At 70.9% G+C, this 12367-nt stretch carries 13 protein-coding genes; 12 read left to right on the top strand and 1 reads right to left on the bottom strand.

Annotated elements, in window-relative coordinates:
• Positions 1–34: 34 nt before the first annotated feature.
• The 10 genes from mshD (at position 35) to FNH08_RS30255 (ending at position 10018) form a co-directional block, all read left to right on the top strand.
• Complete coding sequence (gene mshD, locus FNH08_RS30305) at positions 35–961, top strand: mycothiol synthase (RefSeq protein WP_152774722.1); 927 nt, start codon at positions 35–37, stop codon at positions 959–961.
• Positions 962–1058: 97 nt separating this feature from the next.
• Positions 1059–1469: a GntR family transcriptional regulator gene (locus tag FNH08_RS30300; RefSeq protein ID WP_322725766.1), complete on the top strand. Its 411-nt coding sequence runs from the start codon at positions 1059–1061 to the stop codon at positions 1467–1469.
• Positions 1466–2440 (top strand): ABC transporter ATP-binding protein, encoded by a 975-nt coding sequence (locus tag FNH08_RS30295; RefSeq protein WP_152774721.1) that lies wholly within the window; start codon positions 1466–1468, stop codon positions 2438–2440. The genes FNH08_RS30300 and FNH08_RS30295 overlap by 4 nt, the downstream gene beginning before the upstream one ends.
• Positions 2437–3435, top strand: coding sequence for an ABC transporter permease (locus tag FNH08_RS30290; protein ID WP_152774720.1), 999 nt, complete (start codon positions 2437–2439; stop codon positions 3433–3435). The genes FNH08_RS30295 and FNH08_RS30290 overlap by 4 nt, the downstream gene beginning before the upstream one ends.
• Positions 3432–4346, top strand: coding sequence for an ABC-2 transporter permease (locus FNH08_RS30285; protein WP_152774719.1), 915 nt, complete (start codon positions 3432–3434; stop codon positions 4344–4346). The genes FNH08_RS30290 and FNH08_RS30285 overlap by 4 nt, the downstream gene beginning before the upstream one ends.
• A gap of 325 nt (positions 4347–4671) precedes the next feature.
• A complete protein-coding gene (locus FNH08_RS30280) occupies positions 4672–6900 on the top strand; it encodes an RNA degradosome polyphosphate kinase (protein WP_152774718.1) in 2229 nt (742 codons plus the stop codon).
• Complete coding sequence (locus FNH08_RS30275) at positions 6881–8005, top strand: CHAD domain-containing protein (protein WP_322725763.1); 1125 nt, start codon at positions 6881–6883, stop codon at positions 8003–8005. Before FNH08_RS30280 ends, FNH08_RS30275 begins: the two co-directional genes overlap by 20 nt.
• Complete coding sequence (locus FNH08_RS30270; protein ID WP_152774717.1) at positions 8002–8415, top strand: NUDIX hydrolase; 414 nt, start codon at positions 8002–8004, stop codon at positions 8413–8415. The genes FNH08_RS30275 and FNH08_RS30270 overlap by 4 nt, the downstream gene beginning before the upstream one ends.
• Positions 8416–8811: 396 nt before the next feature.
• Positions 8812–9636 carry a hypothetical protein gene (locus FNH08_RS30260; protein ID WP_152774715.1) on the top strand — a complete coding sequence of 275 codons (825 nt, stop codon included), beginning with the start codon at positions 8812–8814 and terminating at the stop codon, positions 9634–9636.
• A gap of 202 nt (positions 9637–9838) precedes the next feature.
• Complete coding sequence (locus FNH08_RS30255; protein WP_152774714.1) at positions 9839–10018, top strand: hypothetical protein; 180 nt, start codon at positions 9839–9841, stop codon at positions 10016–10018.
• Positions 10019–10072: 54 nt separating this feature from the next.
• On the opposite strand, the gene FNH08_RS30250 is transcribed toward FNH08_RS30255, so the two are convergent.
• Positions 10073–10450 (bottom strand): metal-sensitive transcriptional regulator, encoded by a 378-nt coding sequence (locus FNH08_RS30250; RefSeq protein WP_152774713.1) that lies wholly within the window; start codon positions 10448–10450, stop codon positions 10073–10075.
• Positions 10451–10686: 236 nt separating this feature from the next.
• On the opposite strand from FNH08_RS30250, the gene FNH08_RS30245 reads away from it, so the two are divergent.
• Both FNH08_RS30245 and FNH08_RS30240 read left to right on the top strand, forming a co-directional pair.
• The gene (locus tag FNH08_RS30245; protein WP_015659485.1) at positions 10687–11307 is read left to right on the top strand and encodes a DUF47 domain-containing protein; all 621 of its coding nucleotides are present in this window, start codon (positions 10687–10689) and stop codon (positions 11305–11307) included.
• A gap of 7 nt (positions 11308–11314) precedes the next feature.
• The gene (locus tag FNH08_RS30240) at positions 11315–12313 is read left to right on the top strand and encodes an inorganic phosphate transporter (protein ID WP_152774711.1); all 999 of its coding nucleotides are present in this window, start codon (positions 11315–11317) and stop codon (positions 12311–12313) included.
• The last annotated feature ends 54 nt before the right edge of the window (positions 12314–12367 follow it).

Genomic DNA, 12367 nt, shown 5'->3' with positions numbered 1-12367 from the left:
CCCCACCACCCCCCACGCAGCTAACCTCATACGCATGACCAGCCACGACCCCGCGCCCCAAGGCGGAGCCCGCAGCATCGACAGCCGGGACTCGCTCACCCCCGACCAGACCGAGGCCGTGCTCACCCTGCTCGCGGAGGCCGCACGGACCGACGGGCAGCAGGCGGTGTCCGAGCAGGGCCGCCTCCAACTGCGCGGAGCGGAGCGCGCGGGCGTCCGGCACCTGCTGCTCTCCGTCGACGACACCCTCGTCGGATACGCCCAGCTGGAGGACACCGACCCGGTGGAGGCCCCGGCCGCCGAACTGGTCGTCCACCCCGCCCACCGCGGCCACGGTCACGGCCGCGCCCTCGGCACCGCCCTGCTCGCCGAGTCCGGCAAGCGCCTCAGGGTGTGGGCGCACGGCGGGCACTCCGCCGCCCGGCACCTCTCGCAGGTCCTCGGCCTCACCCTGTTCCGCGAACTGCGCCAGATGCGCCGCTCGTTGGCCGACTTCGACCCGCCCGAGCCGGTGCTCCCCGAAGGCGTCACCGTCCGTGCCTTCGTCCCCGGCAAGGACGACACCGCGTGGCTCGCGGTGAACGCCCAGGCGTTCGCGCACCATCCGGAGCAGGGCTCCCTGACCCAGCGCGACCTCGACGACCGCAAGGCGGAACCCTGGTTCGACCCGTCCGGCTTCTTCCTGGCCGAGCGCGGCGGCGAACTGATCGGCTTCCACTGGACGAAGGTCCACGAGGCGGAGGGGCTCGGCGAGGTGTACGTCCTCGGTGTGCGCCCCGGCGCCCAGGGCGGCGGCCTCGGCAAGGCCCTCACCACCATCGGCCTGCGTCACCTCGCCGACCGGGGCCTGCCCACCGCCATGCTGTACGTCGACGCCGACAACAAGGCCGCGGTGAGCGTATACGAACGCATCGGCTTCACCACCCACGAGACGGACCTGATGTACCGAACGGAGACGTGACCCCCTCCCCAAACCCAGCTCAGGGGCGGCGACTTGACGCCGCCCCTTCTTTGCACCACCCTTTCACTACTCAATTAGTGAAAGGGTGGTTGTCCGAGTGGTCGAGTACCGCATCGACCGGCGCAGCGGTGTCGCCACCTACGTCCAGATCGTCCAGCAGACCAAACAGGCCCTCCGCCTGGGCCTGTTGGAACCCGGCGACAAGCTCCCCACGGCCCGTGAGGTCGTGGAGGCCACGGCGATCAACCCGAACACGGTCCTGAAGGCCTACCGCGAACTGGAGCGCGAGGGCCTGGTCGAGGCGCGCCGCGGCCTCGGCACGTTCGTACGGAAGTCACTGGGCACCACGCCCGTCGACTCCCCGCTGCGGGCGGAACTGGACACGTGGGCGGGCCGGGCCCGCGAGGCCGGACTCGAGCGGGAGGACGTGGCGGCGCTCTTCACCTCCGTACTCGACGAGCACTTCAAGAACGACCATGACAAGCACGACGAGGGGGACGAGGAATGACCGACACCGCCATGGAGGCGGCCGCCCTGGGCAGGCGATTCGGGCGGGACGGGGACTGGGCGCTGTGGGACTGCACGTTCCGGCTGCCCGCGGGGAGGGTCTGCGCGATCGTCGGCCCCAACGGCGCGGGCAAGTCGACCCTGCTCGCCCACGCGGCCGGACTGCTCAGGCCCACCGAGGGCACGGTGACGGTGCTCGGTACGACACCGGCCGAGGCCCGCGAGCGCCTCGCGTACGTCGCCCAGGACAAGCCCCTGTACCCCCAGCTCAGCATCGCTGAGACCCTGCGCATGGGACGCGAGCTCAACCCCGGCCGCTGGGACCAGGGCGTCGCCGAGCGGATCGTGGCGGACGGCGACCTCGACCCGCACGCCCGGGTCCGCACCCTCTCCGGCGGCCAGCGCACCCGGGTCGCCCTCGCCCTCGCGCTCGGCAAGCGGCCCGAACTGCTGCTCCTGGACGAGCCGATGGCCGACCTCGACCCGCTCGCCCGGCACCAGCTGATGGGCGTGCTGATGGCGGACGCCGCCGAGAACGGCACGACGGTGGTGATGTCCTCGCACGTCATCGCCGAGCTGGAGGACGCCTGCGACCACCTGCTCCTCATCGGCGGCGGCCACGTCCGCCTCGCGGGCCCGCTGGACGACCTCCTCGCCGCGCACGTCCTGGTCACCGGCCAGGACGGCGACCTCGACCCGCACACCGTCGTGGAGTCCCGTACGACGGGACGTCAACTCACCGCGCTCATACGGCCGAACGGCCCGATCGACGAGGCGTGGCAGACCGCGGAGCCCTCCCTGGAGGAGCTGGTCCTCGCCCACCTGCGCTCCCCCGAGGCCCCGGTGCTCACACTCACCGGTGAGGACGAGGCCGACGCCTTCGAGGCCGACGAGCAGGAGGCCGACGCCGAGGAAGCCGACGCCGAGGAGGCCGACGCCGAGGAGGCCGACGCCGAGGAGACCACCGTATGACCGCCGTGACGACCTCGCCCGCCGAGGCACCCGCCTTCCTTCGCTCCCTCAGGCCACGCGGCCTCGTCTGGACGCTGCTGTGCCTGCACCGCGCGGCGCTGCTGTTCTGGGTGCTGCTGGTCGCCGTGGCCGGCGGGGCGCTGCTGTGGGCGTACGGACCGGGAGAGAGGGGGCTGTGGATCGAGTACCGGACGATGCGCTGCGCCTCCCCCGACGAGAACCTGAGCTGCGACTTCACCGGCGACGCCTACCTCGCGTATGACATGGCCACGTCTCTGGGCAGCCTGATCATCACGGTCGTGCCGTTCCTCGTCGCGGTCTGGGCGGCGGGCGCGCTGATCGCGCGGGAGCTGGAGACCGGTACCGCGGAGCTCGCCTGGACCCAGTCGGTCACCCCGACCCGCTGGCTGGCGGCCAAGCTGGCCCTCCCGGCCGCCGTCGTCGCGTCCGGCACCGCCCTGCTCACCCTGCTGCACCGGCTGATGTGGCCGTCGAACAACGAGCTGCGGCGGTGGCTGTCCTGGGCCTGGTACTCCGACACCGCGTTCCGGGGCAACGGCACCGTCGCCGTGGCCTACGCCCTGCTGGGCCTCGCGGTCGGTGTCCTCGTCGGCCTGCTCGTCCGCCGCTCCCTGCCCGCGCTCGGCATCAGCCTGCTCTGCCTGGGAGCCGTCCACTTCGTCCTCGGCGTGCTGCGGCCGTATCTGTGGCCGCCGGTCACCCTGACCAACCGGGCGGAGTACTCGTCCCTCAGCGGCATGCCGGTCGACGAAGGAGCCCTCACCTCCACCGGGGCCCACGTTCCGGACCCCTGCAACGGCAGCCCCGCCTGCCTCAAGCAGCACGACATCGTCGGCTTCTACACCGAGTACCACCCCTCGTCCCACTTCTGGCCCCTCCAGCTCGTGGAGACCGGCATCGTCCTCGCCCTCACCGCCCTCGCGGTCCTGGTCTCCTTCCGGCTGCTGAACCGCCGCGCGGGAGCCGCCGTATGACCTCCCTCACCGCGTCGTCCACGGCCACGCGACCGTCCCGGGGACCGAGAGGCCCCCGGGGTCTGCTCTGGACCGTCCTGCGGCTGCACCGGCCGGTCCTGATCGCCTGGGCCGTCGCGACGGCCGCCGCCGCGGGGTTCCTGGTGCGGCTGTACGCCCTCGGGGACGAGGCCCGTGCCGGCCAGAGCGCCTGCGGCTCACCCGGCACCGGGCTCCCCCCGTGCTCGGCGGTCGACGCGATCACCGCCGACACGACGTACGGCAACGGCCTGTCCCTGATGGCCACCGCGATGTCGTGGCTGGTGTTCCCCGTGGCCGCCTGGGCCGGTGCCGCGCTGATCGGCCGGGAGCTGGAGAGCGGCACGGCGGACCTGGCCTGGACCCAGTCGGTCACCCCGACCCGCTGGCTGGCCGCCAGGCTCGCCGTCCCGGCCGTCCTGATCGCCTCCGGCACCGGCGTGCTCGTCCTGCTGTACGACTGGGCCAGGCTCGACGGCAATCCCGACCTGACCGGGGACTGGTACTACTCGGAGGTCTTCCTCGCCACCGGCCCGGCAGCCGTCGCGTACGCCCTCGCGGGCCTCGCCCTCGGCGTGCTCGCCGGAATGCTGACCCGCCGGGCCCTGCCCGCCGGAGGGCTGGGCTTCACCGCCTCCCTGGTGCTGTACCTCGTGCTGGACCACTACCGCGAGGACCTCCGGCCCGTGGTCACGCGGATCAACCCGATCACACCCGACCTGCCGAGGAGTGCCTGGCAGACGGAGACCGAGTGGGGCACCGGCATGACCACCACGTTCCACCCCCAGTCCCACCGCTGGCCCCTGCACCTGATGGAGACCGGCATCGTCCTCGCCGTCGCCGTCACGGCCACCGTCGCCGCGTTCGCCCTCCTCCGCCGCCGGACAGCCTGACCAGCCGTACGCCGCACGGACTGACCAGCCGTACGATCCGGCGGCCCCCGGTACCGGTACGCCCCTCCACGGGGGGAGGGGCGTACCAAGGCGTACCAAGGCAGTGAAGACCCCCGCGAGCCTCCCCCCGCTATCCCGGACGTCATGTCTCCTTAACCGGCGATTCAATCGGCCTTGCGACGCTCGATCAATGAACCCCGCCGTGCCCGAGCCCTCGCCGCCCCCATCGAACGGGGAGAGCGCGGGGAGCGGCCGCAACCTCGCCGCGCTCCCGCCCGCCGCATCCGACGCGCCCGTTTTCCTCGCGGCGCGGAAGAATGGGTTTATGAGCCAGCAGAACGCCGAGGCGGATGTCCAGCACGCGCAGCCCTCCGTGGGTTCCCTCGCCGCGCACCGCCCGCACACCGTGGCCGCCGTGGTCTCCGACCTCGAACCCGACATCGACGCCGACCTCGACGCCTACGAGGAGTCACTGGACGGCGAGCAGTTGCCCCAGGGCCGCTTCCTCGACCGGGAACGCAGCTGGCTCGCGTTCAACGAGCGGGTCCTCGAACTCGCCGAGGACCCCGCCACGCCCCTGCTCGAACGGGCGAACTTCCTCGCGATCTTCGCCAGCAACCTGGACGAGTTCTTCATGGTCCGGGTGGCCGGCCTGAAGCGCCGCATCGCCACCGGCGTGGCCACCCGTTCCGCCTCCGGCCTCCAGCCCCGCGAGGTGCTGGAGATGATCTGGGCCCGCTCGCGCGAGCTCATGGCCCGGCACGCGGCCTGCTACCACGAGGACGTGGCCCCCGCGCTCGCGGAGGAGGGCATCCACCTGGTCCGCTGGAGCGACCTGACCGGCGCGGAGCAGTCCCGCTTCTTCACCCTCTTCAAGAACCAGATCTTCCCGGTCCTGACCCCGCTGGCCGTCGACCCCGCGCACCCCTTCCCGTACATCTCGGGCCTGTCGCTCAACCTCGCGGTCGTCGTGCGCAACCCGGTCTCCGGTCACCGGCACTTCGCCCGGGTCAAGGTCCCGCCGCTGCTGTCCCGCTTCATGGAGGCGTCGCCGAACCGGTACGTCCCCGTCGAGGACGTCATAGCCGCGCACTTGGAGATGCTGTTCCCGGGCATGGAGGTGCTGGAGCACCACACCTTCCGCCTCACCCGGAACGAGGACCTGGAGGTCGAGGAGGACGACGCCGAGAACCTGCTCCAGGCCCTGGAGAAGGAGCTCATGCGGCGCCGCTTCGGGCCGCCGGTGCGCCTGGAGGTCGAGGAGTCGATCGACCAGTACGTCCTCAACCTGCTGATCCGCGAGCTGAAGATCTCCGAGGCCGAGGTGTACCCGCTGCCGGGTCCCCTGGACCTCACGGGCCTCTTCGGCATCGCCAAGCTCGACCGTCCCGAGCTGAAGTACCGGAAGTTCATCGCGGGCGTCCACCGGGACCTCGCCGAGGTCGAGTCGGCGTCCGCGCCCGACATCTTCGCGTCCCTGCGCGAGCGGGACGTGCTGCTGCACCACCCGTACGACTCGTTCTCCACCTCCGTCCAGGCGTTCCTGGAGCAGGCGGCGAACGACCCGGACGTCCTCGCGATCAAGCAGACCCTGTACCGGACCTCCGGCGACTCCCCCATCGTCGACGCGCTGATCGACGCCGCCGAGGCGGGCAAGCAGGTCCTCGTCCTCGTCGAGATCAAGGCCCGCTTCGACGAGCAGGCCAACATCAAGTGGGCCCGCAAGCTGGAGGAGTCGGGCTGCCACGTGGTCTACGGCCTCGTCGGCCTGAAGACCCACTGCAAGCTGTCCCTCGTGGTCCGGCAGGAGGGCGACACCCTCGTCCGCTACTCCCACGTCGGCACCGGCAACTACCACCCCAAGACGGCCCGGCTGTACGAGGACCTCGGCCTGCTGACGGCCGACCCGCAGGTCGGCGCGGACCTCTCGGACCTGTTCAACCGGCTGTCCGGCTACTCCCGCCGCGAGACCTACCGCCGTCTCCTGGTCGCCCCCAAGTCCCTGCGCGACGGCCTGATCGCCCGGATCAACAAGGAAGTCCAGCACCACCGCGCGGGCCGGCCCGCGTACGTCCGCATCAAGGCCAACTCGATGGTCGACGAGGCGCTCGTCGACTCCCTGTACCGGGCCTCGCAGGCGGGTGTGACGGTGGACGTGTGGGTGCGCGGCATCTGCGCAGTCCGGCCGGGCGTACCGGGACTTTCCGAGAACATACGAGTACGGTCCGTGCTCGGCCGCTTCCTGGAGCACTCCCGGATCTTCGCCTTCGGCAACGGCGGCGAGCCCGAGGTGTGGATCGGCAGCGCCGACATGATGCACCGCAACCTCGACCGCCGTATCGAGGCCCTCGTGCGGGTCACGGACCCGGCCCACCGGGCGTCCCTCAACCGCCTGTTGGAGACCGGCATGTCCGACTCCACGGCCTCCTGGCACCTCGGTCCGGACGGCGAGTGGACCCGGCACGCGACGGACGGCGAGGGCCAGCCCCTGCGCAACGTCCAGGAGATGCTCATAGACGCCCGGAGGCGCCGGCGTGGCAACGCAACACCTTGACCCCACGGACCCGATGGCCGGGCCCGTCACGGCAGACGCCCTGGCGGCGTATCTGCGGGCCCAGGCCACGGAGTTCCTCCGTGCGCTGCGCGCCGGGCGGGAGACGAACGATGGGGGTCCCCCCGGTCGTGGGGGTCCCCCCGGTCGTGGAGGTCCCCCCGCTCGAGCGAAGTCGAGAGTGGGGGAGAAGTCGAGAGTGGGGGAGAACGGTTCCGAGGAGTCCGCCGACGCGGCGCTCACCCTGCGCCGCTCGGCCCGCCGCATCAGTGGCTCGCTGCACACCTACCGCCCTCTGCTCGACACCGACTGGTCCGAGGGCATGCGCCCCGAACTGGCCTGGCTGTCCGGCACACTGGCCCGCGAACACGCGTACGCGGCCCGACTGGACCGCCTGGTGACGGCCCTGAACCGGCTGTCGGGAGCGTCCCCCTTCCCCGCGCAGTCAGCGGGAGCCGCGGCCTCCGCCGGGGAGGCCGCGAAGGGCAACCTGACGGTCGGCGCGGCCAAGGCGGGCGCCCTGCTGGAGCGCCAGCTCACCCTGGCCCGGACCCGCGCCCACTCCGCCGCCCTCCAGGCCCTCGGCTCCGCCCGCTTCCACGCCGTCGCCGACAGCGTGGCCGTGCTCGCCAGCGAGGTCCCGCTGACCCCGGCGGCAGCCACGGCCGATCTGCGCCCGCTCGCGAGGGCCGCGCACGAGCGGCTGTGCGACGCCGTCTCCGGCCTGCCCCTGGTCTCCGCGGGCCACCCGTACAACGCCGAGGCCCTGATCCACGGCCTCTCCCCCGACCCGGCCCCGCATCCCCAGGACGCCCCCTGGCACCAGGTCCGCCTGCTGCTGCGCCTGCACCGCTACGCCCGCGAGGTGCTGCACGGGAAGGACGCGCCCGTCGACGTACGCCTCCTCGCGGCCGGGCAGGCCCTCAACCGGCACCGGGACGCGTCCGAGGCGGCCGCCGCCGCGGCGGCCGCGGCCCGCACCCCCCGTATCGCCCCGGCCACCGCGTACGCCCTCGGCGTCCTGCACGCCGACCAGCGGCACGAGGTGGAGGCGGCCCGGTTCGTGTTCCAGCAGTCCTGGCAGAAGGAAGCGGTGAGCACCCGTTGAGTGACGACACCATCCACGCGGCCGGCTGTGTCCTGTGGCGCCGTGCTCCGGGCGGCGGGGACCTGGAGCTCTGCCTGGTCCATCGGCCAAAATATGACGATTGGTCGTTCCCCAAAGGCAAGCTGAAGCAGGGTGAGGAGCCGCTCGCCGGGGCGCTGCGCGAGGTCGAGGAGGAGACGGGGTTCCGGTGCGAGCCGGGGCCGCGGTTGCCCACGGCCCGCTATCTGGTGAGTGGGCGGCCGAAGCGGGTGAGTTACTGGGCGGCCGAGGCCACGGTGGGGCACTTCGTGCCCAACCGTGAGGTGGATCGGGTGCGGTGGCTCGCGCCTGTCGAGGCGCGTGCTCGGCTCACTCAGCTGCGGGATCGGTATCTGGTGGACGAGTTGTTGGCGGTTTTGCGGCACGCGTAGGGGGACTGCGGGTTCATTGCCGACTGCGGGTTTCACGTGGCTGGTCGCGCCCACGCGGCGGAGCCGCATATCGACACAGCCCCGCGCCCCTAAAGGGGCGCAGCCCCCATCAGAGCGCAGCCCCCGTATGTCCCTCCGCGTCCGTCCTCGCCTGGCTTCGGGCTCTTCGGGCCGGGCCGCGCCAGCCGCATGTGCACTTGGCCACACTGAAGCGGCCCTGGTCGACGGTTTTCGTGCGGTGCTCCTGAGGCGGGGCGATCTCGTGCTGCTGGGCCACGTCGACAACGTTACCCAAGGCAAGTGAACGAAGAGTAAGGCGCGTGACGGGAGCCCCCACCGGTCGTTAGCCCGACGACAGAAGGGACCGGGACGGACCGGCTGGGGGTTGGCTAGGCGATGGTGGCGTGGCAGCACGGACGGCGGGTCGTGACGGCCGTCGCGGCGGGGCTCATGGTCTGCGGCACTGGCTGCGCGAACGACGCTCCCTCCGAGGACGCGCGCGCGGCTGATCCCGTCGAGGAGTTGCACCGGGCCGTCGGCGCCCTGGTGCGCGCGGGCTCCTCCAAGGCGCTGACCTCGATGGAGATGGCGGCGGGCGGCACCCGCGTCACGATCCGCGGCGAGGGTGTGTACGACTACGCCGAGCGGCTCGGCCGACTGGAGGTGCAGCTCCCGCAGGATCCGGCCGGGACCAGCGGACACCGCCCGATCACCGAACTCCTCGCCCCGGGCGCCCTGTTCATGAAGAACCGCGGCGCGGGAGTGCCCGCCGACAAGTGGGTGCGCGTCGACACGGGCACGCTGTCCGACGGGAACCTGGTGACCGGCGGCGCCACCGATCCCCTCGCCGCGGCCGAGGTGCTGCGCGGGACGCGTACGGCGACGTACGTCGGGAAAGCGAAGGTCGCGGGTGTCCCGGTGCGGCACTACCGGGGGACCGCCGACCTGGCGGTGGCCGCGCGGAACGCCTCGGAGGGCAACCGGGCTCCGCTGCGCGCGGCCGCGAAGGGGTTCGCCACCGCCGAGGTCCCGTTCGACGCCTATCTCGACGAGCAGGGCCGCATCCGGAAGATCCGCCACCGCTTCAGCTTCGTCAACGGGCAGCAGAAGGACACGGTCGCGGTGGCGTCGACGACCCTGCTGTACGCGTTCGGGGTGCCCGTGACCGTACGGCTGCCCGACGCGGAGGACATCTACGCGGGGAAACTCGCCGAGAACTGACAAGAAGCCGTGAGTTCGCGTGAGATCCCGTGAGAACTGAGCCGAAAACCTACTGGCGCGACGGCCTGTCGGTACCCTCGACGACGGGAGTCCGTGCCACACGGGCCGTACCGGACGGGCGGCAGGAATAGCCCGTTGGTGCCATGCGCGGCGTGTAGGGCGCTCCCTACTCTAGGAAGTCGGTGACGGCAGAGAAGAGGTGATGCACGTGGCTCCGGCAGGCGGTACGGCGGTTCAGGACCACGTGGCCCTCGCCGAGATCGAGCTGTGCGGCGAACTGATCATCGCGGCGTCGGCCGCCCATGAGGAGCGGCTCAGCCTGGTGCGCATCGACGAGGTACTGAAAGTGGCCGAGGAACGCGAGGCGGCCGCGGGCCGCTGAGCGGCTTCCCTCCGCCCACCGGCCCGGACGGTCATGCCGTCCGCACCCGGACCGTCACGTCCGCAGCAGTCGCCCGATGGCCTTCGTGGCCTCGTCGATCTTCGCGTCGATCTCGTCCCCGCCCTTGAGCGCGGCGTCCGCGACGCAGTGGCGCAGGTGCTCCTCCAGGAGCTGGAGGGCGAAGGACTGCAGGGCCTTGGTGGAGGCGGAGACCTGGGTGAGTATGTCGATGCAGTAGACGTCCTCGTCGACCATGCGCTGCAGGCCCCTGATCTGGCCCTCGATGCGGCGCAGACGTTTGAGGTGTTCGTCCTTCTGCTTGTGGTACCCGTGCACGCCACGGTCGTGGTCCGTCACCACGGTGTCCGCCGTGTCCCCGGCGTCCGGGGTGCTCTCGGAGGGCGCCGTCGCGCCGGCCTCGGTGGTCGTCATCGCGTCCTCCAACAGACGTGTACGGCATATACCCCAGGTAGGTATATGGTAACGAACTTCGCTGGGTAGGGGGTTCTGTGGCCACCGCCCCTCCGGCGGTCCTGACGGGCCCCCGTACCGCCCCCGTGCCGAGCATTCTGACCGATGGGCGAGACTGGGGGACGGCCCGATAGCCGTGGCCTGATGTTGCACCTAGCATCAGCCTGACCGAAACCGAAGCATCCCGAGGACCCCACGTGCGCTTTCGTCTGACCCCCAGGGAGACGAGCTTCTATGACATGTTCGCCGCATCCGCGGACAACATCGTCACGGGCTCGAAGCTCCTCATGGAACTGCTCGGGGCGGACACCGCCGGCCGGGCCGAGATCGCAGAGCGTATGCGGGCCGCGGAACACGCAGGTGACGACGCCACGCACGCGATCTTCCACCAGTTGAACTCCTCGTTCATCACGCCCTTCGACCGTGAGGACATCTACTCCCTCGCGTCGTCCCTCGACGACATCATGGACTTCATGGAGGAGGCCGTCGACCTGGTCGTCCTCTACAACGTCGAGGAACTGCCCAAGGGCGTCGAGCAGCAGATCGAGGTCCTGGCACGAGCCGCCGAGCTGACGGCGGAGGCCATGCCGAACCTGCGCACCATGGACAACCTCACCGAGTACTGGATCGAGGTGAACCGCCTGGAGAACCAGGCGGACCAGATCCACAGAAAGCTTCTCGCCCACCTCTTCAACGGCAAGTACGACGCGATCGAGGTCCTCAAGCTCAAGCAGATCGTGGATGTGCTGGAGGAGGCGGCGGACGCGTTCGAGCACGTGGCGAACACGGTGGAGACCATCGCCGTCAAGGAGTCCTGAGCCCTACATGGACACCTTCGCTCTGGTCGTGACCATCGGGGTCGCGCTTTTCTTCACGTACACGAACGGCTTCCACGACTCGGCGAACGCGATCGCGACGTCCGTGTCGACGCGGGCGCTGACGCCGAAGGCGGCGTTGGCGATGGCCGCGGTCATGAACCTGGCGGGCGCCTTCCTCGGCAGCGGGGTGGCGAAGACGGTCAGTGAGGGCCTGATCGAGACCCCCCACGGCTCGAAGGGGATGGGCATCCTCTTCGCGGCCCTGGTCGGCGCGATCGCCTGGAACCTGATCACGTGGTACTACGGCCTGCCGTCCTCCTCCTCGCACGCCCTGTTCGGCGGCATGGTGGGCGCGGCGCTGGCCGGTGGGACGGCGGTGTACTGGTCCGGCGTACTGGACAAGATCGTCATCCCGATGTTCGTGTCGCCTGTGGTGGGGCTGCTGGCCGGCTACCTGGTCATGACGGCGATCATGTGGATCTTCCGTCGGACGAACCCGCACAAGGCCAAGCGCGGCTTTCGCATAGCCCAGACGGTCTCGGCGGCCGGCATGGCGCTGGGCCACGGCCTCCAGGACGCGCAGAAGACGATGGGCATCGTGGTGATGGCGCTCGTCATCGCGGACGTCGAGGACTACGGCGATCCGATCCCGGTCTGGGTGAAGATCGTGTGCGCCGTCATGCTGTCCCTCGGTACGTACGCGGGTGGCTGGCGCATCATGCGGACGCTGGGCCGGAAGATCATCGAACTGGATCCCCCGCAGGGCTTCGCCGCCGAGACGACTGGCGCGTCGATCATGTTCACCACGGCGTTCCTGTTCAAGGCGCCGATCTCGACGACGCATGTCATCACGTCGGCGATCATGGGTGTCGGGGCGACGAAGCGAGTGAACGCGGTTCGCTGGGGCGTGGCCAAGAACATCATCCTCGGGTGGTTCATCACCATGCCGGCCGCCGCGGTGGTGGCTGCCGCCAGCTTCTGGGTCGTGAACCTGGCGTTCCTGTAGAGCGCGAGCGCCGCCCGGCCGACCTGCCTTTCCCTCGCCCCCGCCGCCCCTACC

The sequence above is a fragment of the Streptomyces spongiae genome, assembly GCF_009377185.1.
GTDB lineage: Bacteria > Actinomycetota > Actinomycetes > Streptomycetales > Streptomycetaceae > Streptomyces > Streptomyces spongiae.
The sequence above is the reverse complement of the archived record's forward strand: the minus strand, read 5'-3'. Positions and strand labels throughout refer to the sequence as shown.

Bases quoted from the DNA above. Each gene is read 5' to 3' on its own strand.
- mshD (WP_152774722.1), top strand. From the start codon at position 35: ATGACCAGCCACGACCCCGCGCCCCAAGGCGGAGCCCGCAGCATCGAC.
- FNH08_RS30295 (WP_152774721.1), top strand. From the start codon at position 1,466: ATGACCGACACCGCCATGGAGGCGGCCGCCCTGGGCAGGCGATTCGGG.
- FNH08_RS30290 (WP_152774720.1), top strand. From the start codon at position 2,437: ATGACCGCCGTGACGACCTCGCCCGCCGAGGCACCCGCCTTCCTTCGC.
- FNH08_RS30285 (WP_152774719.1), top strand. From the start codon at position 3,432: ATGACCTCCCTCACCGCGTCGTCCACGGCCACGCGACCGTCCCGGGGA.
- FNH08_RS30280 (WP_152774718.1), top strand. From the start codon at position 4,672: ATGAGCCAGCAGAACGCCGAGGCGGATGTCCAGCACGCGCAGCCCTCC.
- FNH08_RS30260 (WP_152774715.1), top strand. From the start codon at position 8,812: ATGGTGGCGTGGCAGCACGGACGGCGGGTCGTGACGGCCGTCGCGGCG.
- FNH08_RS30255 (WP_152774714.1), top strand. From the start codon at position 9,839: ATGCACGTGGCTCCGGCAGGCGGTACGGCGGTTCAGGACCACGTGGCC.
- FNH08_RS30250 (WP_152774713.1), bottom strand. From the start codon at position 10,450: ATGACGACCACCGAGGCCGGCGCGACGGCGCCCTCCGAGAGCACCCCG.
- FNH08_RS30240 (WP_152774711.1), top strand. From the start codon at position 11,315: ATGGACACCTTCGCTCTGGTCGTGACCATCGGGGTCGCGCTTTTCTTC.